The 21134-nt window shown below is 68.2% G+C and carries 15 protein-coding genes and 1 pseudogene; 4 read left to right on the forward strand and 12 right to left on the reverse strand.

Annotated elements, in window-relative coordinates; translation table 11 throughout:
- Positions 1–7: 7 nt before the first annotated feature.
- From ACIBG0_RS26640 to ACIBG0_RS26655, 4 genes are all read right to left on the reverse strand, one after another.
- Positions 8–1726, reverse strand: a complete 1719-nt coding sequence (locus ACIBG0_RS26640) for a (2,3-dihydroxybenzoyl)adenylate synthase (RefSeq protein ID WP_397035808.1) — start codon at positions 1724–1726, stop codon at positions 8–10.
- Positions 1723–3828, reverse strand: coding sequence for an acetate--CoA ligase family protein (locus ACIBG0_RS26645; protein ID WP_397035810.1), 2106 nt, complete (start codon positions 3826–3828; stop codon positions 1723–1725). The genes ACIBG0_RS26640 and ACIBG0_RS26645 overlap by 4 nt, the downstream gene beginning before the upstream one ends.
- Positions 3825–5510 (reverse strand): FAD-dependent monooxygenase, encoded by a 1686-nt coding sequence (locus ACIBG0_RS26650; protein ID WP_397035812.1) that lies wholly within the window; start codon positions 5508–5510, stop codon positions 3825–3827. Before ACIBG0_RS26650 ends, ACIBG0_RS26645 begins: the two co-directional genes overlap by 4 nt.
- A 90-nt stretch (positions 5511–5600) precedes the next feature.
- Positions 5601–6410 (reverse strand): PaaX family transcriptional regulator C-terminal domain-containing protein, encoded by an 810-nt coding sequence (locus ACIBG0_RS26655; RefSeq protein ID WP_397035814.1) that lies wholly within the window; start codon positions 6408–6410, stop codon positions 5601–5603.
- A gap of 206 nt (positions 6411–6616) precedes the next feature.
- Here ACIBG0_RS26655 and ACIBG0_RS26660 point away from each other — a divergent pair, with 206 nt between their 5' ends.
- The gene (locus ACIBG0_RS26660) at positions 6617–7348 is read left to right on the forward strand and encodes an alpha/beta fold hydrolase (RefSeq protein ID WP_397035816.1); all 732 of its coding nucleotides are present in this window, start codon (positions 6617–6619) and stop codon (positions 7346–7348) included.
- 112 nt (positions 7349–7460) lie between these two features.
- On the opposite strand, the gene ACIBG0_RS26665 is transcribed toward ACIBG0_RS26660, so the two are convergent.
- Genes ACIBG0_RS26665 through ACIBG0_RS26675 form a run of 3 tightly spaced genes read right to left on the reverse strand, consistent with a single transcriptional unit; the run spans position 7461 to position 11052 of the window.
- Positions 7461–8255, reverse strand: a complete 795-nt coding sequence (locus tag ACIBG0_RS26665; protein ID WP_397035818.1) for an IclR family transcriptional regulator — start codon at positions 8253–8255, stop codon at positions 7461–7463.
- A gap of 7 nt (positions 8256–8262) precedes the next feature.
- A complete protein-coding gene (locus ACIBG0_RS26670; protein WP_397035820.1) occupies positions 8263–9492 on the reverse strand; it encodes an MFS transporter in 1230 nt (409 codons plus the stop codon).
- Positions 9493–9534: 42 nt separating this feature from the next.
- Entirely contained in the window at positions 9535–11052 is a 1518-nt protein-coding gene (locus ACIBG0_RS26675; RefSeq protein WP_397035822.1) for a bifunctional 3-(3-hydroxy-phenyl)propionate/3-hydroxycinnamic acid hydroxylase, read from the reverse strand.
- A gap of 90 nt (positions 11053–11142) precedes the next feature.
- Between ACIBG0_RS26675 and ACIBG0_RS26680 the strand changes: the two genes are divergently transcribed.
- Genes ACIBG0_RS26680 through ACIBG0_RS26690 form a run of 3 tightly spaced genes read left to right on the forward strand, consistent with a single transcriptional unit; the run spans position 11143 to position 13993 of the window.
- Positions 11143–12072, forward strand: a complete 930-nt coding sequence (locus tag ACIBG0_RS26680) for an amidohydrolase family protein (protein WP_397035824.1) — start codon at positions 11143–11145, stop codon at positions 12070–12072.
- Positions 12073–12081: 9 nt separating this feature from the next.
- Complete coding sequence (locus ACIBG0_RS26685; protein ID WP_397035826.1) at positions 12082–12951, forward strand: dioxygenase; 870 nt, start codon at positions 12082–12084, stop codon at positions 12949–12951.
- Positions 12941–13993, forward strand: coding sequence for a maleylacetate reductase (locus ACIBG0_RS26690; RefSeq protein ID WP_397035828.1), 1053 nt, complete (start codon positions 12941–12943; stop codon positions 13991–13993). The genes ACIBG0_RS26685 and ACIBG0_RS26690 overlap by 11 nt, the downstream gene beginning before the upstream one ends.
- A 143-nt stretch (positions 13994–14136) precedes the next feature.
- On the opposite strand, the gene ACIBG0_RS26695 is transcribed toward ACIBG0_RS26690, so the two are convergent.
- The 5 genes and pseudogenes from ACIBG0_RS26695 to ACIBG0_RS26715 form a co-directional block, all read right to left on the reverse strand.
- On the reverse strand, positions 14137–15663 hold the full coding sequence (locus ACIBG0_RS26695) for a carboxylesterase/lipase family protein (RefSeq protein WP_397035830.1): 1527 nt from the start codon (positions 15661–15663) through the stop codon (positions 14137–14139).
- 392 nt (positions 15664–16055) lie between these two features.
- Positions 16056–17525, reverse strand: coding sequence for an aldehyde dehydrogenase (locus tag ACIBG0_RS26700; protein ID WP_397035832.1), 1470 nt, complete (start codon positions 17523–17525; stop codon positions 16056–16058).
- Between the two features lie 48 nt (positions 17526–17573).
- Positions 17574–18674, reverse strand: a complete 1101-nt coding sequence (locus tag ACIBG0_RS26705; protein ID WP_397035834.1) for an NAD(P)-dependent alcohol dehydrogenase — start codon at positions 18672–18674, stop codon at positions 17574–17576.
- A gap of 85 nt (positions 18675–18759) precedes the next feature.
- Positions 18760–20445, reverse strand: a complete 1686-nt coding sequence (locus ACIBG0_RS26710; protein WP_397035836.1) for a sigma-54-dependent Fis family transcriptional regulator — start codon at positions 20443–20445, stop codon at positions 18760–18762.
- 57 nt (positions 20446–20502) lie between these two features.
- Positions 20503–20743 (reverse strand): annotated as a pseudogene (locus ACIBG0_RS26715) (helix-turn-helix transcriptional regulator); the annotation flags it as partial.
- Between the last annotated feature and the right edge of the window lie 391 nt (positions 20744–21134).

Raw genomic sequence — 21134 nt, forward strand, 5'->3', positions numbered from 1 at the left:
TGTGGTGTCAGGCGGGCTCGTGCTCACTGTCCAGTCGCGCCCGGATGTCTTCGCGGAGGGCCTTCTTGTCGATCTTGCCGACCTTCGTGGTGGGCATCGTGTCGACCAGCACCAGGTGTTCGGGCAGTTTGAACCGGGCCACGCCCGCACTGTTCATGACAGCGAGAACATCGTTGAGAGACACCGAATGACCATGTGCCACTGTGAGATACAGGCAAAGCCGCTCACCCAGCACCGGATCGGGCATGGCGATCGCGGCGGCCATCTCCACTCCGTCGACCTGGTAGGCGAAATTCTCGATCTCCTCGGCGGAGATCTTCTCGCCGCCACGGTTGATCATGTCCTTGTCGCGTCCGGCGACGATCAGGTTGCCGTCCGGGCGGCGCACGACGATATCGCCGCTGGCGTACCAGCCATCGGCGGTGAAGGCGCGCGTATTGTGTTCCGGCGCACGGAAGTACCCGCGCGGGGTGTAGGGCCCGCGGGTCAGTAGCGCGCCCGGGGTGCCGTCGGGCACGGGGATTCCGTATTCGTCCACCACCAAGATCTCGTCGGCGGGACTGACTGGACGGCCCTGGGTATTGAGGATGATCTCGGGTGTGTCGTTGAGGCGGGTCATGTTGATCAGTCCCTCGGCCATGCCGAACACCTGTTGCAGTCGTGCGCCCAGCACGGGTTCGACTCGCGCGGCCAGCTCGTCGGGCATGCGGGAGCCACCCACTTGCAGGGCGCGCAGGGTGCTGCCGCGCAAGGTGTGGTGCTCACGCTGGTGCTCGATCCAGCTCTGCGCGACCGCGGGCACGACCGCGGCCACGGTCACGCCCTCGGCGTCGATGGTGCGCAGCGCGCGTTCGGCGGCGGGGCTGGGCAGCATCACCGCACGGCCACCGGCGAACAGTGCTCCCAGGATGCCGGGACAGGCCAGCGGGAAATTGTGGCTGCTCGGCAGCGTGCCCAGATACACGGTGCTGGAATCGAATTCGGAGACTTCGTTGCAGCGCAGTATGTTGTAGGCGTAGTCGTCGTTGGTTCGTACGATCAGTTTCGGCAGTCCGGTGGTGCCGCCGGAGAGCAGCAGGCAGGCGACGTCGGAGCCGCCGGGCTCGTAGTCGGCGTCGGCGAAGCGGGCGACGGTCTCCAGGCTCGCGGCGAGGCTGTGCTCTCGCGCGTATTCGGTGGGGCCGGAAGATAATTCGCCGTGCACGAGCACAGATCGGATGCTGGGCACCGCGGCGGACACCTGCTGGGCGATCTGGCGCAGATCGGTGTCGCGGTCGAGGTCGGTGACCACGATCGCCACCGCCTCCGACAGCGCCGCCAGGTGGGTGAGTTCGTGCTTGCGGTGCGCGGGCAACGCCATCACCGGGACGACGCCGATACGCATACAGCCCAGCGTCAATGCGACGAACTCCCAACCGTTGGGCAGTTGCAGCACGATCCGGTCGCCGGGTCCGATCCCCTGATCGAGCAGGGCCTGCGCGCTCGCCCGGGCGCGGCTCCATAGTTGCCGATAGGTGAGCCGGGTGGTTCCATCGATGATGGCCTCGTCGTCCGGGCGGCGGGCCACCTGGTCGGCGATATAGGAGGTCAGCGACCTGCCCTGCCAGTACCCAGCCTTGCAATACCGGTCGGCGACGTCCTCGGGCCAGGGCACGACGCCGTCGATGGGCACCGGTGTCCGCGCCTGCCTGCGACCCCCGATGGAGTCGGTGTGCGGTGCTGTCATTGGGGCTCTCCTTCGAGCGCGAGAGGTGCGGGCTGCGCGACGATGACCGCGTCGAGGGCTATGAGTCCGGTAGCGGTGAGGCGTAGCGGGTTGATCTCGAGGTCCCCGATCTCCGGGTGGTCGGTGAGGTAGGCCGTGAGTGCGAGTGCGATACGGGCGAATTCGGTCCGGTCGAGCACCGGCCCGCCGCGCCATCCGTCGAGCAGTGGCGCGCATTGCAGGTCGTCCAGCATGGCGGCGGCGCCCGCGGGGGTGAGGTGGTGACCGCGGATCGCTACATCGCCGATCGCCTCGGCCGCTGTGCCGCCGAGTCCTGCGACCACGATCGGGCCGAACACCGGGTCACGACGCACGCCAAGGAACAGGTCGACACCTGCGGTGGCCATGGACTCGACCAGATACGCCGGGGCACCAATGGCATCGAGCGCATGCAGCGCGTGATCGAGTTCCTCAGCGGTGCGCACATTCAGATGCACGCCGCCGATCTCGGTTTTGTGCAGCACCGCGGGGTCGAGGATCTTGACCGCCACCGGCGTCGGCAGCTCAGCGAGAGCCTGGTGGGCGGCGGCGCGATCGGCGCACGCTCGCCGCGGCGGAGTCGCGATGCCGAGCAGGTCCAGCAGATCTTTCGCGGCGGCCTCGTCGGCGGGCAAGGCGATCGACGACGCTTCGACCGGGTCCCAGTCCCCGTCGCCGATGTTCAGGTACCGGGACTTCGCGTCGAGGACCAGCGCCCGGATCGCGGTACCGACCGCGCTCGGGCCGGGTAGGACCGGGATACCGAGTTCGTCTGCGGTGGTATACGTTTCACCGACCGCGGCGGCGGGACCGCTGATACCGAGCAGCACGGGCAACTTCCCGCTGACACCGGAACGGTGTACGGCATCGGCCAGATCGACGGCGTCGGGTTCGGCGAGCGCGTACACCGCCAGGGCGTCGATACCGGGATCGGCGGCGGTCGCGGCGAGCACCTCGGCGAAGCCGGGACCTGGGCGGCCGGTATCGACGGGATTGGCCTGGAAGGTCATCGGCGGTAGCAATTCACCGAGGCGATCCTGGGTTCCAGACGTCAGCGCCGGTACCTGAAGCCCGTGCGCCAGTAGGTGATCCAGCAGCATCAGTCCGGGACCGGCCTGTGCGGTGACCACCCCGATGCCCGGGTTGGCGCGCGCGGGCAGCCGGGTCCGGCTGAGCGCGGCGAGGGCGTCGACGAGTTCGGTTTCCGATTCCACCACGACCGCACCGGCTTGGGCCAGCAGTGCCCGTGTGGTCCGCCACGAGGTCGCCAATGCGCCGGTATGTGAGGCGGCGAAGGCTGATACGTCACTACGCCCGACCACGATCGCCACGATCGGCTTGGTCGCGCTCACCGTCCGCACCGCCGACAGCAGCGCCTCCCCCTCGTCGACGGATTCGATATGCAGGGCGATGGCCGAGATCCCTGGATCGCCGCTCAGATAGGTGAGCACGTCGATCGTGCTCACATCCACACAGTTGCCCAGTCCCACACCGAAGCCCACGCCGACCCCGCGCTCGGACAGCAGGAACGACAGCGCGTGGTTCATGCCGCCGCTGGCCGCCACCACGGCGACGGAACCGCGGCGAAGCTCGGTGACGGTCGGCACGAAGCTCACCGTGGTGACACCGGGCCGGAAGAATCCGGAGGTATTCGGACCCAGCACCCGAATGCCGGCGGTGGCAACGATTTTCGCCACCTGCTCCTGCAATCCGAGTCCGTCGCCGCCGATCTCGGCGAAACCGCCGGAGCAGATCACGGCGGCACCGACGCCGTACTCGGCGGCCTCGCTGAGTGCGTCCGGGGTGGTCGCGGCCGGAACGCACAGCACCGCAAGGTCGATGGCGTCGCCGTGAGCGTCGGTGGCGGCACGCAGCGTGGGGAGGAAACCATCGCCGCCGGCCTTGGGGTTGATGCCGTATACCGCATGCGCGGCACCGCGGCGGACCGCCTGCAGCATCACCGCCCCGAGCTTGCCGGGAGATTCCGACGCGCCGACGACGGCGATCGAAGACGGGCGGAACAACCGATCGAGCCGCGGACGCACGCCGGGCAAGGCATCGGAGTTCAGGGCTGGCCGGTTCATCGCGAGACCTCCGCGTCGGTTCGGGCGGGGGCTCGGGCCGGTTCGAACGCCACGGCGTCGGCTCGGCCGGACAGGACAAGTGTTGCGGCGCAGTCATTTTCATCGACCGCGCGGCGGGCCCGCACGGCGGCGGGCTGTTCGAGGAGGACGGTCGCCGTGCCGTGGCGCAACCGCGTGTACTCCGAGCACAGGGCACGAGACAACGAGGTGCCCCCGCGCACCACGACCGCATCCGGTCGCCGCGCGCACACCTCATCGAGCTGCTCGCGGACAGCGGCGGTGAGTGCGGTGCCGTCGGTGTCCGGCGCGGCCACCAGAGGAAGCGCGTGCGTGTCGACCGCGGCGGTCAGCACCGTGACGTCATCGCCGAACCGAAGCCGGTCGGCATCATGGTCGAGTACCCGCACCAGCCGTGACCGCAGGACGCGATCGCCTATCTGCAATGGCGTATCAAGTGGTGCCGCGCCATATTTCGCGTACCAGGCCGATTCGGTGTCGGCCATGAATCGCGGATCGCGTACCCGGATCTTCTCCGCCGAGATCGCGCGGCTGAAGAAGTGGAATCCGAACTGCCACGGCTCGAAGGCCTGGTAGTACTCACCGAAGTGGTCCCACCATGACAGGCTCGGCTGCGACGAATTCTGAATCTTGGCTACCTGAGGGATTCGCACCTGCTCGAAGCGTCGCAGTGCCGCGTCCAGGTCGCGGGGATCCTTGGCCACCTCCGTGGCCAGGACCGCGGCATCCTCCATCGCCATCTTGGTGCCCGAGCCCACCGAGAAATGCGCGGTATGCACGGCGTCGCCGAGCAGCACCACCGGCGTGCCGTTCGCAGTCCGGGCGTGCCAGCGCCGCGTGCGGCGAGTGCGGAAGTTGGACCAGCGCGAGTTGTTGGCGACCAGCGGGTGCCCGTCGATCCGCTCCTTGAACAGGCTCTCGAGGTACTGCTGGGTGACCAGATCGGATGTACCCGGTGCGGCAGTGGTGTCGAACCCGTCCAGACCCGCACGGCGCCACGTTGATTCGTCGGCCTCGACGATGAAGGTGCTCAGCCCGGACCCGATCGGATACCCGTGCACGGCGAAATTGCCGTGGTCGGACCGCTCGTGCAGGAAGGTCAGCCGGTCGAACTGGTAGGTGGTGCCGAACCAGATGAATTTGACCGCCGCCGTCTCCACCGAATGCCCAAGCTCATCCAGAAAGCGCTGCCGCACCGCCGAATTCGTGCCGTCCGCGGCGATGATCAGGTCGTAGTCGCCGCGGGCGTCGAGTTCGTCGACGGTCACGCTGGCCGAAAAGTGCAGCCGGGCACCGAGTTCGGCCGCGCGCCGTCGCAGTGCGTCCAGCAGCACCCGCCGATGCACCGCCGACATCCCGTTGCCGCCCGCCGCCACGGTGGCGCCCTTGAGGTGAACTTCGATCGCGTCCCAGCGTCGACCGTGCTCGGCCAGGGTATCCCGCAGCACCGGATCGATCGCGTCGACGTTGTCCAGTGTCGCGTCGGAGAACACCACCCCGAAACCGAACACGTCCTCGGCGCTGTTGCGTTCGAACACATCGATGACCGTGCCCGGCGTCGTGTGCGCCAGCGCGATCGCGGCGAACAACCCGCCAGGCCCGCCGCCGATACAGGCGACGCGCAACGGTCGTGGCGGGGTGTGCTGGGGATCTGGGAGTGACATCGTGGCCGGCCCTTTTGGTGACTATGACCCGGATCTCGGGCGAACTGCCGAAAGTATGTGACAGAAATGACAAGGAAGTCAATATGTCTGTTACATATCAGTCGATCCCTCGGCCGCGACCGAGGCGACGAAGGCTTCGGCGGGCGCACGCAGAATGTCGTGACACTCGGTGAACACCGCATGGGCGTCGCGGCCGCGCCATCCGGCAGGCAACAGCATCTCGGGCAGGTCGGGATCGCGGAATGGATAGCGTCGGTAGTGCTGAATCAGCCGCATGCGCTCGATCAGCGCGTTAGCGCCGTCCCGCTCGCGACGGAACCGGGCCAGCCGCGGCCGATATTCCTCGATGAAGCCCTGATAGTCGGCGCCGAGTTCGCGCAGATCCCAGCAGCGCTCCGCGATCAGCCGATCACTCGACAGTCCCGCGCTGGCGCTGCGCAGAAACTGGATGCACCGCTCGTCGTCGCCGGAGAGCATCTCGCGCAGCTGTTTCTCCCGGTCGTGCGGCGAGAACCAGACCGGACCACCGTAATTTCCGAAACCCCACCAGGTCAGCGCCTTGTCGATGCGCTTGCGCTGGTCTCGGTCCAACACCGAATCGTCGACGAGTGCCTGGATCCAACCGCGCTCCCACTCGTCGAAATGCCGGCCGAAGATGCGGGTGCGGCCGTCGTCGAGCAGTCGCCAGCTCTTGTCGTTGAGCAGGTAGGTGACCTCGCGCCCGGACTTCTCCGAGTCGAACCAGCCCTCCTTGCGCAGCCGGGTCATCACCACCCGAACCGTGGCCGCTTCGACACCGAAGACACCCATCAGGCTAGTCAGGGCGCCGAGCTTGGCGGCCCCGCCGGTGTAGCGGAAGTACTCGCCGTAGAGGTCGAACACCAGAGCGCGTGGTCTCATCCCGCTCCTCCTGCCTCGTCGCCGGATAAATGTTTCAAATCTATTGACATCGTACCTTGAAATGTCACATAGTGACTGGGCTCACGTGGAGCGTTGTCAACCAGTCGGTCAGTCTGTCGTCTGCACCGAGATCCAGTAAACCGGCCGCCGGAATTCTCCCGCCGTGCCCGCCGGTCATTCATCACCAAACCAAGGAGGAGACAGCGATGTCCCACACCTTCGTCCTCGTACACGGTGCCTGCCACGGCGGGTGGACCTGGCGCCCGGTCGCCGAACACCTGCGCACCCGCGGCCACGCCGTCTACACGCCCACGCTGCCCGGACTGAATCCCGATGACCAGCGCGCCGATGTGCACCTGTCCGACGTGGTCGACTATCTGGTCGACTACGTCGAGCGGGCCGGTCTGACGAACATCGTGCTGGTCGGCCACAGCTGGGGCGGCTTCCCGGTGTCGGGCGCGTCGGTCCGGCTGGCCACCCGCATCGCCCGGCTGGTGTATTGGAGCGCCTTCGTCCCCCACAGCGGCGAAACGTTGATCGATCTGTGCCCGCCCGCCTACGGCGAGATGTTCCGCGCCTCCGCCGCAGCGTCGAGCGACAACTCGGTCATGTTCCCATTCGACGTCTTCAGCGCCGGATTCATGCAGGACGCGTCACCCGAAACCCAGCGCCTCTTCTACCCATTGCTGGAGCGTCAGCCCTTCCACACCATGAACGAATCCCTCGACCTGGACGAATGGGCACACCTGCGACTGCCCTCGACCTACGTCCTGTCCAAGGACGACCTCGCGCTTCCGCCCGGCGAATTCGCTTGGGCGCCACGCTTTCCCGAGCGCCTGCCCGATGCCCCGCTCATCTACACCCCGGGCAGCCACGAATCACAACTCACTCAGCCCGAGGCCTTGGCCGACGCACTCATCCAAGCGGCGAACGGATAACGCCAACGCCTGAGCCGAGATCCACTGGGGTGCAGTGGATCTCGGATCGGATCGCGCCGTGTTCGCCACCGAGCGCTAGCGCGTAGGCAAGGACCGGCGATGCCGACCGAAGTTACCGACGCCGCCGCGGCCGGGCTGGCTCGGGCTGGTGCCCGATCTCGGCCGACATGGCCTTCGTCGTTTCGAGCAGTTCGGCGGAGATGTCTCGTAGCACGTCTGGGGTCGCGTGCTGCTCGGGCAGGGCGAGCGCGACGGCCAGCGGCAGCGATTCGCCGGTGGTGAACACCGGGGCGGCCACCGATGTGACGCCGGGGATGACGCCGCCGGATGTGACGGCGTAGCCGTCGCGGTGCACGTCCTGTTTTATCTGTTCGATTTCCGCGGCCGTGAGGGCGGCGGGCTGGGTGGCGGCGATCGGGTCGGTCAGCGTGGCCGGCAGGTGCGCGAGGTAGACGCGTCCGACCGACGAGGTCAGCAGTGGCAGTGTCGCCCCGATGCGGACGGTGATCGGTAGGGCGTAGGACCCGTAGTCCCAACGCACCACGACCGGCCCATGATCTCCCCATACCGCGAGGTTGACCGCATGGCGCGTGCGATCTCGCAGGCCGGGCAGGTATTCCGAGGCCAGCCCGACCTCGTCCATGCGGCGCAGCGCTTCCGCTCCGAGACGCCGCATGGCGGGGCCGAAGTCGTACAGGCCGGAGCTGGGCGACTGCGACAGCAGCCCGATCCGGCCGAGGCTCACCAGATAGCGGTGGATCTTGCTGGGCTGCATGCCCGACGCCGCGGCGAGTTGGGTCAGGCTGGCCGGCCCGGCGAACTGCTCCATGGCCCGCAGCACCGTCATCGCGATCTCGACCGACTGGATGCCTTGCCGCGCGGGCGTCTCACCTGGTTCTGCTGACACGGATGCACTATACGGACCGTCGGCGGATCGCTGGCACGCACGCGGCCAGCACCGCGCCGAGCACGCCGGGGATCGCGAACAGGTAGAAGTTCCAGCGCGCGTCCAGTTGCGACGACAGGATCACGCCACCCAGCGATGGGCCGACGATCGCGCCGAGCCGCCCGACCGACAGCGCCCAGCCGATGCCGGGGCCGCGCAACTCGTCCGGATAGCGCGTGACGACCAGCGCGTTGGTGAGGACTTGCGAGCCGATGAATCCGAGGCCGCTGGCGAACATCAGCAGGAATAGCAACACCAGCGGCGGCCGCACGCTCATGCCGAGCAGGCTCAGCGCACCGACCGCGAAGGCCACGACGACGACCCGCTGCACGCCGATCTTGTCGCCGATCCGCCCGCCCACGACCATGCCGAGTCCCGCGCCCAGCCACATCGCCGCGGTCTGCAGCAGCGATGAGCCGAGCGAATACCCGTTGGCCTGCATGATCGTCGGCAGCCAGGTGCCGACCGCGAACACGAGCAGCAGCCCGCAGAACGACATACACCAGAACAGCAGCGTCGCGGCGAACACACCGCGCGAGAGCAGTGGCCGCAGCCCGAATAGTTCGCGGCCCGGCCGCGATTCGGGCCGCTGGACGGGGCTTTCGCTCAGTCGCCGTGCCGCGATGGGCAGGATCACCAGCGCCGGGGCCGCGCCGATGACGTAGATCCACCGCCAGCTCGCGACGGGCAGGAGCACCGTCGCGAGCAGCGGAGCGGCCAGTGCACCCATCGCGTACCCGGCCATCATGAGTCCGATATTGCGGCTACGGCGCGTCGGCGCGGACAGTTCCGCGACGTAGGTGGTCAACGTGGGCAGCACCGCACCGAGCCCGACGCCGACGATCAGCCGGGCCGTGCCGAACACCGCGATCGATAGCACGACCGCGCAGACCAGCATCCCGGCCGAGAACGCGATCGTCCCGGCGAGCAACAGTTTCCGCGCGCCGAACCGGTTGACCAGCGCCCCGGCGAGTCCCGCGCCGACCATCATGCCGACCGCGACCAGCGAACCGACGGTGCCGGCGCTGGCCTTGGTCGCGGCCATCGCGTGGTCGTGCAGCAGGGACGGCACGGTCGCGCCGTAGCAAGCGAGGTCGTAGCCCTCGAGCGCGGCGAAGAAGCCCGCGAGGACGAGCATACGCCGTTCGGGCAGTCTGGGACGGGTGCCCGCCTGGGCTTGGGGAAGGTTGGTGTGCATTGCTATTCATGCCTCGTTGCAGAAACACCCCACGGTGGGGCTTCAGACGGAAACTGTTGTGGTTTCGAGGTTTTCGTGGAACGCGGCCACGAGTTCGCGGGCCGTGCCGGTGCCGTAGACGTAGAAGTCGGGGCGCACGAGCGCGGCCGTGCAGCCGAGGCCGGCGAGCCAGTCGTGGTAGGTGCCGTCCACGTCGTGGAGCAGCCCGGCGCCGGGGGTGCGACTCAGCACCGCGACCCGCACGTCCGCGACGGATAGGTCGGCCACGTCGGTTTCCGTTGTCAGCAAATGGAATCCACCGCCGATGACCTCGTCGAGCAGTCCACGCCGCGCCCCCTCGCCGACCACGCCCTGCGGTGACAGCTCGCCGTGCCCGGGGCCGTTCGCGTGGAAACCGGGGCCCAGACCGGGAAAACGGATCTTCTCCGGCGCCTGGCTCGCGGCCCGCTGGGCGAGCAGGCGCCGGTCGCGTTCGGCCGCGGCGGCCGGATCGCGCAGGGTCTGCACCTGTCCGAGTTCGATGCCCTTCTCGGTGACCGCGCGCACGTGCGGCTCGCGCTCGGTCTGGTACGTGTCGAGTAGCTCGTCGCCCGCGCGGCCGGTGAGCACGAGATCGAGTTTGAAGGCGAGGTTCTGTGCGTCGCGCACGCCGGAGCACATGCCCTGCCCGAGAAAGGGCGGCATCTGATGTGCCGCGTCGCCCGCGAGCAGGACCCGGCCGAGGCGCCAGTGGTCGGCGATGAGCGAGCGGAACGTGTACGTCGCGGGGCGGATCAGCTCGGCGTCGTCGGGGCTGAGGTACTTCGCGACGCGCCGCCAAACGCGGTCGGGCTGGCGCTCGGTCGCGAAGTCCTCGGCTGAGTCGAGCATGAAGCTGAACCGGTGGTGGTCCGGGCCCAGCGAGATGATCGAGACCGGCTGGCGCGGATCGCCGACCTGCAGCGCGGGCGGCACGAAAACCTCGCGACGGAACCGGAAGTCGCACACCAGCCAGGGCTCGGAGAAGCCGTAGTCGAACTGGCCGATGTCCAGTGCCTGGCGGACGAAGCTGTTTCCGCCGTCGCATGCGACGACGTAGCGGGCTCGCACCGGGGCGGCCCCGTCGAGGGTGAGTTCGACCCCGTCCCGGTCCTCGGCGATACCGGTCACCGCGTGTCCCAATCGGACGTCCACCAGGGACGATTCGCTGCATACCTCGTGGAGCGCGTCCTCCAGATCCGGCTGGTACATCATGTACCACTCGGCCCAGCCGCTGCGGCCCCTCTCGGCGTACTCGACGTCGATGAGTAGATCCCCGGCGCCGTTGCGCCATTCGTAATTGCGCTGCACGTGCAGCTTCGGCAGCAGGCGCTCGGCGATGCCCAGGCGGGCGAACGTGCGCATTGTCTCGTCGTCGAAGATCGCGGCCCGCGGCAGGCTGTACAGCCCCGGGTAGCGCTCCAGCACGACGACCCGGTGACCCCCGGCGGCCAGTAGTGCGGCCGTGCTCATCCCGACTGGTCCGTATCCCACAACGGCGACATCGGCATCCATTGGCGATTCAACCCCTTTCCTTGACATCGGAAACGCTAGCTTCCACTATGAGTGAAGTCAATGCATATTAGTGAAATGGAGATGTTGATGCGGACCATCGCGTTGGAAGAGCACTTCGTGACCGCCGAGCTGGCCGGCTACGGCGCCTCAACCAGCACCATCGCGCAGCCGCACGTGTGGGCGGAGGCGAGCAGGCGGCTGGCCGACCTGGCGGAGCAGCGCCTTCCCGAGATGGACGCGGCGGGCGTCGACGTCGCGGTGCTGTCGCTGAACTCGCCCGGTATCCAGGCCGAGCCCGATCCGCAGCTCGCAGTGGCCCGGGCGGCGGCGGTCAACGACCTGCTCGCCGGGTTGATCGCTGAGCATCCCGACCGGTACTCCGGGTTCGCCGCGCTACCGCTGCAAGACGGTGAAGCCGCAGCCAAGGAGCTCGATCGGGCGGTGCGTCAGCTCGGCCTGCGCGGCGCGCTCGTCAATGCCCACACCCAGGGAAAATACCTCGATGACCCCTCGTTGCGGGTGGTGTGGGAGTACGCCGAAGGGCTCGATGTGCCGCTGTATCTGCACCCGGCGAACGGGTTCGATGCCTCGCACGTCCTATCCGGTCACCCCGAGTTGACCGGGCCGATGTGGAGCTGGGGCACCGACACAGCCACACACGCGCTGCGGCTGATCTTCGGCGGCGTGTTCGACGACTTCCCGGACGCCAAACTCCTGCTCGGCCACATGGGCGAGGGGCTGCCGTACGCGCTGTGGCGGCTGGATTCCCGGTGGGGTTTCCACAACCATCACGGCATCGAACTGAAGCGTGGCAACCCATCGGAATACCTGCGGCACAACCTCTACATCACGACCAGCGGGGTCTGTGACGCGCCGCCGCTGCTGTGCGCGCTCCTGGCGCTGGGAGCCGACCACATCCTGTTCGGCACCGACTACCCGTTCGAGGAGATGGGGACGGCGACGGAGTTCCTCGCCTCGGCTCCGTTGAGCCAGGCCGACCGGGCTAAAATCAGCCACCTCAATGCCGAGAAGCTGCTGCACTTCTGAGAGCCGGTCATGGATTTCACGGAAGAGTCGGCGGCCGAAGCCGTCGTCGACAGTATTGGTGCCGAGACCGATCCGCGGTTGCGGGAGCTCGTCACCGGGCTTGTCGGGCACCTGCACAGATATGTACGCGAGACGCGTCTCACCGTCGCGGAATGGGAGCGGGCGATCGGGTTCCTGACCGCGGTGGGGCAGAAATGCGACGACACGCGCCAGGAGTTCGTGCTGCTGTCGGACGTGCTGGGCGTGTCGATGCTTGTCGAGACGATCAACGGGCAGGGCACCGGCACCGAGAGCACCGTGCTGGGTCCCTTCCATATGACCGCCTCACCCGAACGCGCGATCGGCGCGTCGATCGACGCGCTCGGTGGGGCGCCGTGCGTGGTGGACCTGCGGGTGCTCGATCCGGACGGCCGGGCGCTGCCGGGCGCGGTGGTCGATGTGTGGCAGTGCACCGAGGACGGCTTCTACGACGTGCAGCAGCCGGACCTGCAGCCCACGGGCAACGGACGCGGTCTTTTCCACGCGGATGACGACGGGCGGGTGTGGTTCCGGACCGTCGTGCCGAGCCACTATCCGATCCCCACGGACGGGCCGGTGGGGGAATTGCTCGCGGCGCTGGGGCGGCATCCGTACCGGCCCGCGCACATCCATTTCATCGTGGCGGCTCCGGGGTACCGGGAACTGACCACGCATATCTTCGTCGCGGACAGTCCCCATATCGACTCGGACGCGGTGTTCGCGGTCAAGCGGTCGCTGGTGGCGGACTTCGCGTGGGTGTCCGACATGGACATTGCCGGGCGCTATGGCCTGGCGGAACCGTTCCGCCTGGCGACCTTCGATCTTGTCGTCGAACCCATGGAGGCAGCACATGTGGACTGAGTTCGCGTACCAGGCACAGCCCATGCGCGTCACGTTCGGCCCGGGTCGGGTGCGGCAGCTGGCCGGCGAGGTCGAGGCGCTGGGGCTGGGGCGTGTGCTGGTGTTGTCCACACCCGGGCAGGAGGAGCTGGCCATGCGCGTCGCCGGGATGCTGGGCGAGCGTTCGGCCGGGGTGTACCCGAAAGCCCGAATGCACGTGCCGGTCGAGGTCGCGCACGCGGCTCGTGCGACGGCGCGGGAGCGGGGCGCGGACGGGTGCGTGGCGGTCGGTGGTGGTTCGACGATCGGCCTGGGCAAGGCGATCGCGTTGGCGCACGGACTGCCGGTTGTCGCCGTGCCGACGACATACGCCGGGTCGGAGATGACGCCCGTGTGGGGCCTGACCGAGAACGGGGTGAAACGCACCGGGCGGGATGCGGCGGTCCTGCCGCGGAGTGTGGTGTACGACCCGGAGCTGACGGCGACACTGCCGGTCGGGCTGGCGGTGACGAGCGGGATGAACGCGCTCGCACATGCCGTGGAGGGTTTATACGCGCCGGACGCGTCGCCGATCGTGTCGCTGATGGCGGAGGAAGGCGCGCGAGCGATGGTGGACGCGCTGCCCAGACTGGGCACCGATGGGCACGAGGCGCGTACCCGTGCGCTGTACGGTTCGTGGCTGTGCGGCGCGGTGCTGGGTGCGACGACAATGTCGTTGCACCACAAGCTTTGTCACGTACTCGGCGGCACGTTCGACCTGCCGCACGCGGAGGTGCACACCGTTGTGCTGCCGCATGTGGTGGCGTTCAACGCCCCCGCCGCGGAAGCGATGCGCGACGCGCTCGAACGGGTGCTCGGCACGGGCGACCCGGCGGGCGCGTTGTGGGACCTGGCCGGATCACTGGGCGCCCCGACGGCGCTCGCCGACCTCGGGATGGACGAGCGCGATCTGCCGAAGGTCGTCGAGGCGGTACTGGGTGCCCCCTACGCCAACCCGCGCCCGGTGGAGGCGGAGGCGTTGCAGACACTGCTCGCCAAGGCCCAGCACGGCGACCGCCCCTGATGCGCTGGTGCTGTCGGGGCTACGTACCGGTTGCCCAGCCCAGTGCGGTTACAGCCGAGCGGGACCGTGCCGCTCGTGAAGTACTCCAGCCGAGGATCGTTGATTTTATGGTTCGGTGCGTGTTGTAAAGGTGTCGGATCGGCCTACCCGGCGTCCGCCACCAGGGGCAGGGCGGCAAAGGTGTGGTTCTGCCAGAGCCGGTGGGAGGCCTCCTCCGGGTAGCGGGTGACCGTCAGATCCGTGTCGATTAGCTGCGTGAGGCGGCTTTCGGCGTCGTATGCGGGCCAGCCCGGATCGCCTGTGGCGGCGAAGGTGGTCCAGATGGAGCGGAAGCGGGAGGAAAGGGCTTCGGTCTCAGGCGTGGGCTCCCCGATCAGCAGCTGTCCGAAACCACCGCTGTAGCTGCCGAAGACCAGGGGCAGGTCCACGCCGTGGCAGGCGCCCAGGGCACCGCCGCTCACCGGGGTGGACCAGGTGATCTCGTAGAGGTGAGCGCGTCCGCCGCCGGCCGCGTGGGCCTGGGCGAGGTGCAGCGACGGCATGCGGAAGAGCCAGTCGGAGTGCACGAGTTCGAACAGGCCCTCCGCCGAGACCCCCGGGTAGGCGGCACGGTACGCCTGTACGGCATCGGGCACCGGCGCCAGGGCGTTCAGTGCCATGGCCGCGAGGTCGTCGCCGATCTGGCCGAACAGCCCGCCGAGGCCGAGGAAGGTGCGGAACTCGTCCCGGGTGTGCCCGACGAGTAGGTCCACCTCGCGAGCGGCACCCTCGGCGAGGGCCTGCCAGGGCGCGACGGGCAGGACGTCGCCGTCGATAACGTGCGCGTATGCCGTGGGAGTGTGCGCCAGCGTGCCCCAGCGGCCGGCGTACTGGGGCATCCGGGTGCTCACGGCGGCCACCCCGGCGGCTAGCTTGTGCGGATCCACGCCGGCCAGGCCGGACACCGTCGGGCCCAGCCCGAGCTCGCCCGCCAGCACACCGGCGATGTCGGCGGCCAGCTCCGGGGAGAGGAAGGTGCCGGGCACGCTCTGCGCGATGGCGCGGCTGAACAGGCCCCGGGCGCGCGGCATGGCCATCAGCGCGGCGATGGTCGCGGCGCCGGCGGACTCGCCGAAGAGGGTGACCTGGTTGGGATCGCCACCGAAGGCGGCGATGTTCTCCCGCACCCACTCCAGGGCAGCGACCTGATCGAGCAGGCCGCGGTTGGCCGGTGCGCCCTCCAGCTGCGCGAAGCCCTCCATGCCGACGCGATAGTTGAAGGTCACGACGACCAGCTCGCCGTCACGGGCGAGGCGGCTGGCGTCGTAAGTGGGGTCATCGGCGGAGCCGAACTTGCAGGCACCGCCGTGGATCCACACCATTACCGGGCGGCGCGCGGCCGGGTCGGCCTCCGGCGACCAGACGTTGATGGTCAGCCAGTCGTCACCGGCCGGCACATCGGCGGGAGCGTCGGTCGGCGGCAGCATCGGTTCCTGCGGGGGCGGCGGCCCGAACGCGAACGCCTCCCGCACCCCGTCCCAGCCCTCGACCGGCTTCGGCGCGGTGAAGCGCAGCTCGCCCACCGGCGGCTGCGCGAACGGAATGCCGCGGAAGACCGCGAGCCCTTCCTCCCGGCGACCGCGCACTAAGCCTGTGGCCGTGCGGGTCTCCGGAAATTCAGTTGTGGTCATCTGTTGCTCCTAGGTTCTACTTCTCAGATCTGGCGAGTGCTCAGCCCGCTGTCGGGGACGCTGTGATCGGCGCTGCCGGGTCTGTGCACGCGCGGCACGGCAGGCCTCCGGGACACCACGTCCCAGATGTGCGTGGCCTCTATTGGAGTCCGAGGGATGTCGGACAGCAGCGCGAACCCTGGCGGGTGTCGTCGCTTTTCTGCCCGAAGGCGGTCCGGGATCCGATCGCGCGTTCCCGCTCCGCGGCGGCCGGGCGCACCTCGCGTGGAGGTGCCGCACCAGGCCGGTGATCAGCTCGCGTACACGGGAATCGGTGGTGTCGGCGATGCCGCCCATGACCGCATCGACCGCTGCGCGAGCCGAGCTGGCGTTCGCTGAAGGTGGGGTGGCGATCAGCGGTAGATGGTTTGGAACTGTAGGTAGCTCGCGAGACCCTCCGGACCGAGTTCCCGGCCGAGGCCGCTGGCTTTCACACCGCCGAACGGCGCGGCGGGATCCGGGATGTAGCGGTTGACGCCGATGGTTCCGGTGCGGACGCGAGCGGCCACCGCCGCGCCGCGGTTCGGATCGGATGTCCAGACCGTGCCGCCGAGACCGTAGTCGGTGTCATTGGCGATGCGGATCGCGTGGTCGAGGTCGTCGTAGGCGATGACAGACAGCACCGGGCCGAAGATCTCCTCCCGCGCGATGGTGGTGTCGTTGTCCACGTCGGCGAATACCGTGGGCTGCACGAACCAGCCCTTGTCGAGGTCGGCGGGCCGACCACCGCCGACGGTCAGCCGGGCGCCTTCGGCACGGCCCTTGGCGATGTAGGACTCGACCCGATCTCGTTGCCGCGCAGTGGCCATCGGGCCGATCTGAGTGGTCGGATCGGCGGCGGCGCCGACGGCCAGCGACCCCGCGAAGGCGGTGAACGCGTCCACCACTTCGAAGTAGCGGCTGCGCGGCGCCAATACCCGGGTACCGAGGAAACAGGTCTGGCCGTTGTTGAGCAGCGTCGAGGTGAACAGTCCCGCGCCGATTTTCGCCAGATCCAGCTCTGCGTCATCGAGTACGATCGCCGCCGACTTGCCACCGAGTTCCAAAGTGACCGGCCGCAGCAGCCGCCCGCACACCTCCGCGATCGAGCGGCCGGCAGGGGTCGAACCGGTGAAGGCGACCTTGTCGACGCCCGGATGCGCCACCAGATACGCGCCCACCTCCCGTCCGGCCGGGACGATATTGATTACGCCTGCGGGCACTTGGGCTTCCTCGATAGCCTCCGCCAGCAGATAGGCGTCCAGCACCGTCTCCGGTGACGGCTTGATCACCATGGTGCACCCGGCGGCCAGGGCGGGGGCGACCTTGAACATGGTCAGCGCCTGCGGGAAGTTCCACGGCACAATGGCGGCCACCACACCGACGGGCGTCCTGCGCACGTCGATCGGCCCGCCGAACAAGCCTTCTCGAGTCTCGACCAGCGAGAGCTCGCGCGCCAGCCCGGCGTAGTACCGCAAAACCGCTGTGGGATAACCGGTTTCGAGCTGCTGCGCCACTGCTGCCGGCATGCCGTTCTGAGCACCCACCCGAGCGATGAACTCGGTGGCACGCTTGTCGATGGCGTCCGCGAGCCGATCCATCACCTCGGCGCGGCGGGCCGGCGCCCAGCCCGACCAGCCATCCGGAGTGTCGAAGGCGGCGCGCGCGGCGGCCACGGCGGCGTCGATATCGGGTTCGGCGCCTTCGGGCACGCGGCCGAGGGGCTGTTCGGTGCTGGCGTTTATCGGGGTGATCACGCGCCCCGTGCTGGGGCGGACCCAGCCACCGCCGATGAAGAAGGTGTCGTAGGTCAGGAAGGTGTCGGTATCGACGGTCGTAGTCATCAGTGGCTCCGGATTCTTTGACGGGGAGTGAGGGTCGGCTCAGTCGGCTCAGTCGAAAGTGAGCACGGGCTTGAGCGTGACGCCCTTCTCCGAATCGGCGACGGCGGTATTGATTTCGCTGAACGGGTAGGTCTTGATCAGCTTGTCGAACGGGAACCGGCCCTGCTTGTACAGCTCAACGAGCTTCGGGATGAAGGTTCGCGGGACGCTGTCGCCCTCGACGATGCCGCGCACGGTGCGCCCGAACAGCAGCACCGACATGTCGATCGCGGCCTCGGTACCGACCGCGGCCGCGCCGATGAGCCCGCAGGTGCCGCCTTGGTTGAGCGCGTCCACCGCCTGCCGCAGAACCGTTGGGACAGCGGTGGTTTCGATTGAATAGTCCACGCCGAGGCCGCTGGTGAGCTCCTGGATGCGGGCCACGGTGTCGCCCTCACCGCCGTTGATCATATGGGTGGCGCCCAGTTCCCGGGCCAGCTCGAGGCGCTGTGGGTTGAGGTCGACGGCGATGATGGTGGTGCACCCCGCGACTACCGCGGCCATAACGGCGCTCAGGCCCACCGACCCGGCGCCGAAGATGGCAAGGCTGCTGCCGGCGGGCGGGTGCAAGGTGTTGAGCACGGCCCCGGCGCCGGTCTGGATGCCGCAGCCGAGCGGGCCGAGCAGCTCCAGCGGAACCGACCGATCCACCTTCACCACATTGGTTTCGGTGGCCACCGCGTGCGTGGCGAAGGCGGACTGCCCGAAGAACACAGCGTGTATATCCGCGGAGTCGCGGTGCAAGGGGGTGCTGCCGTCGATGCGGGTACCGGCGAAGTTGTAGGCGAAGAACTGGTCGCAGTATGCCGGCCGGCCCGACACACACGTCCGGCAGCCGCCGCAGGAGTTGAATGTCATCACGACGTGATCGCCGGGTGCGACAGCGGTGACGTTCGCGCCGACCGCCTCGACGACACCTGCGCCCTCGTGCCCGAGCACCGCCGGCAGCGGCACGGGGTACCACTGATCGCGGACGATGAGATCGGTATGGCAAACGCCCGAACCGACCAACCGGACCAGGACTTCACCCGGCCGCGGCGCGTCCAGCTCGAGCGGGGTGAGAGTGAATTCTGCGCCCTTGTCTTCGGTCAGGGCTGCGGTGATCTGCATGCTACGGCTCCTTCGCCTGTGAATGTTGCACAGGTCACGGTAGGGACCGGTCGCTATGGAACTGTGTTCAAATCCTGGACACCGCTCATCCAGGGATGCGCAGTGTCCGCATTCGGTTGTAGAGCGTTGTCCGGCTGATGCCGAGCTGCTGGGCGGCCCGCTGTTTGTTGCCGCCGCACGCTCGCAGGGTGCCGACGATCGCGTCGAATTCCGCGCGCTCCAACGGATTCAGCGAACGCCGTTGACCGATGCGATATCGCTCGGGCAGGTCGCTCGGCACGATGTCGCCGACCGAGCGGTGTTCGACCGCCGTGCCCACAACCGTCTCGAGTTCGCGCAGGTTGCCCGGCCACGGCTGCTGGGCGAGCGCGGCCAGTGCGGCTGCGGTGAAGCGGACGTGCCCGGCGAGGCCGAGCTTGTCGAGTATGCCGTGCACCAGATCAGGAATCTCCGCTGGTCGCTCCGCCAGATCTCGAAGTTCGATGTGGGTGGCGCACGAGGCGGCGAGTATGGCCGGATAGCAGCTCAGATTATCCGGCGCCGGGCCGGTAAGTACGGCGCGCACCTGGGTCGATTCCAGGATGCGGTGTAGCTGCACGGCGCGTGATTCCGGCAGCAGATGGATGTTCTCGGCGATCAGCACAGAGGCGCGCTCGACGGCGAGCATTCGCGGCAGCGCCGACCATGCCCGGTCGTCGCCCGCGCCGTCCAAGACGACGACCGGACCGTCGCCGGTCAATGCGCGTGCGGTGCTGCTACGGCCGGTGCCCGGCGCTCCGCCGACATACACCGGTCGGCCCGCCACCAGTTCCCCGCCCACCGACGCCATCCGGTTCGATTGTGCGCCTAGCGCTTCCGGGGCGAGTTCGACGAGCACCGCGTCCAATCCGGGCTCCACGACTCGCATACGCGCGATGATTGTCGACCCCGTCGCGAGGGTGATCGTCTCCGTCCGCTCGATCACCCGGCGGCCACGGCGGACGGTAAGTTCGGCGGCAAGTTCGCCCAGCCGCAGGTGATCGGCGGGGGCGAGCAGTTCGGTCGCGGCCCGGTTCGCTAGCACCGCTCCGGCCGCAAGCCCGACCACCGGCCGGTCGTGCCCGCTCGTGGCGATCTGGAACTCGGCCAGTAGCCGCCGCTCGGTCCGGCGGCCGATCTCGAGGAGATTGGACTCGATATCCCGGACCGCCTGCGCCACCAGCGGTTTCAGCAGTGGGGAAGCGTTCTCGGACAGGCAGGTGATATCGAGTACGCCCTCGAGCCGGTGGGTGACCGGGTGGATGACCGGATGGCCGTAGCAGCTGAACGCCTTGAACGGCTCGAGATAGTGCTCGTCGCCGTGGACAACGACGCCATGCCGCAATTCGTGCGCGGTGGCAAGGGAATTCGTGCCGGTGGTCTCCTCCAGGAACACCCCACCGGCGATTACGCCGATGCCCGCCAGCCGTTTTCGCAGTACGGCCGAGCCTGCCGGATCCTCGGCAATGCGCGCCTCCCGGTCGGCGAGCAGCACGCAGTAGGGGGTGTCGGACAGCTCATCGGCCAACCGGGCCAGCACCGGCGCCGCCGCAGCAAGCATGCGTGTGCGCCGGCGGACGGCATCGGCCTCGAAACGCATGTTCGGTGCGCCGGGATCCAAGCCGCTGACCCGGGAACGCCGCCAGGACAGGGCGATCTCCGGACGCAACGGATCGGCGACACGGTCGTGCGTGGAGCGGCCGGACCCGTATTCGATGTCCAGCGCCGTGACGGCGTTTTCGGTGGCGGTCATTGCTTGCTCCGATGTCGTTGCGGTGGCGGCGTATCCGTCGACCCCGCGGATGCAGCTTCAGCGTGGGCCGCGCTTGGCGGCCAGCTCGGCCCGCGAACGGATGCCGCGTTTGGTGTAGATACGGGTCAGGTGATATTGGACGGTCTTCGGGGGAGATGAGCTAGGCCGCGACCTCGCGGGTCGACAAACCCTGGGCCACCAGTTGCGCGACGGCGTCCTCCTGCGGGGTCAATTCGTTGTCCCGACGGTCCACCCGCGGGATGCGCACCCCGCCGGCCTCGAGTTCTCGATCGCACCGCCGCGTCGAGCGCCTACGCTCCGGCGTGCGGCGGGCACTCGCCGCCTTGGCATATCCGTCGATGGTGTCAGCCTGTGACGCCGATCACCCCAGACAAATGCCTAGTCCCCACCCAGGCCTTATTGATAAGTCCTAGGTATCAATAGGAGCGAAAATAGTATTTGTACAGACTCGATATTGGAGATGCGGACTATCTCCGAACCGGTGGCGGCGTCGTGCAACGGTCGGCCGGAATCGGTGGGAGTCTGCCACTTCCCCAGCAGCTGACTCTGCCACCGATCACCTGTTGGAGTCGCCACGGCGACAGGACGCAGGAGCTACCCGCTTCACGGGCTGATCGATCAATGTCATTGCGAGACACAACAACTGAGTGCTGTTCGTGGAATCTCCA

Origin of the sequence: Nocardia sp. NPDC050630, from assembly GCF_044457245.1 — a bacterium.
In the GTDB taxonomy this organism is placed as follows: domain Bacteria; phylum Actinomycetota; class Actinomycetes; order Mycobacteriales; family Mycobacteriaceae; genus Nocardia.

Bases quoted from the DNA above. Each gene is read 5' to 3' on its own strand.
- ACIBG0_RS26670 (WP_397035820.1), bottom strand. From the start codon at position 9,492: ATGCACACCAACCTTCCCCAAGCCCAGGCGGGCACCCGTCCCAGACTG.
- ACIBG0_RS26650 (WP_397035812.1), bottom strand. From the start codon at position 5,510: ATGTCACTCCCAGATCCCCAGCACACCCCGCCACGACCGTTGCGCGTC.
- ACIBG0_RS26660 (WP_397035816.1), top strand. From the start codon at position 6,617: ATGTCCCACACCTTCGTCCTCGTACACGGTGCCTGCCACGGCGGGTGG.
- ACIBG0_RS26710 (WP_397035836.1), bottom strand. From the start codon at position 20,445: ATGACCGCCACCGAAAACGCCGTCACGGCGCTGGACATCGAATACGGG.
- ACIBG0_RS26705 (WP_397035834.1), bottom strand. From the start codon at position 18,674: ATGCAGATCACCGCAGCCCTGACCGAAGACAAGGGCGCAGAATTCACT.
- ACIBG0_RS26655 (WP_397035814.1), bottom strand. From the start codon at position 6,410: ATGAGACCACGCGCTCTGGTGTTCGACCTCTACGGCGAGTACTTCCGC.
- ACIBG0_RS26645 (WP_397035810.1), bottom strand. From the start codon at position 3,828: ATGAACCGGCCAGCCCTGAACTCCGATGCCTTGCCCGGCGTGCGTCCG.
- ACIBG0_RS26675 (WP_397035822.1), bottom strand. From the start codon at position 11,052: ATGTCAAGGAAAGGGGTTGAATCGCCAATGGATGCCGATGTCGCCGTT.
- ACIBG0_RS26690 (WP_397035828.1), top strand. From the start codon at position 12,941: ATGTGGACTGAGTTCGCGTACCAGGCACAGCCCATGCGCGTCACGTTC.
- ACIBG0_RS26695 (WP_397035830.1), bottom strand. From the start codon at position 15,663: ATGACCACAACTGAATTTCCGGAGACCCGCACGGCCACAGGCTTAGTG.
- ACIBG0_RS26700 (WP_397035832.1), bottom strand. From the start codon at position 17,525: ATGACTACGACCGTCGATACCGACACCTTCCTGACCTACGACACCTTC.
- ACIBG0_RS26685 (WP_397035826.1), top strand. From the start codon at position 12,082: ATGGATTTCACGGAAGAGTCGGCGGCCGAAGCCGTCGTCGACAGTATT.
- ACIBG0_RS26640 (WP_397035808.1), bottom strand. From the start codon at position 1,726: ATGACAGCACCGCACACCGACTCCATCGGGGGTCGCAGGCAGGCGCGG.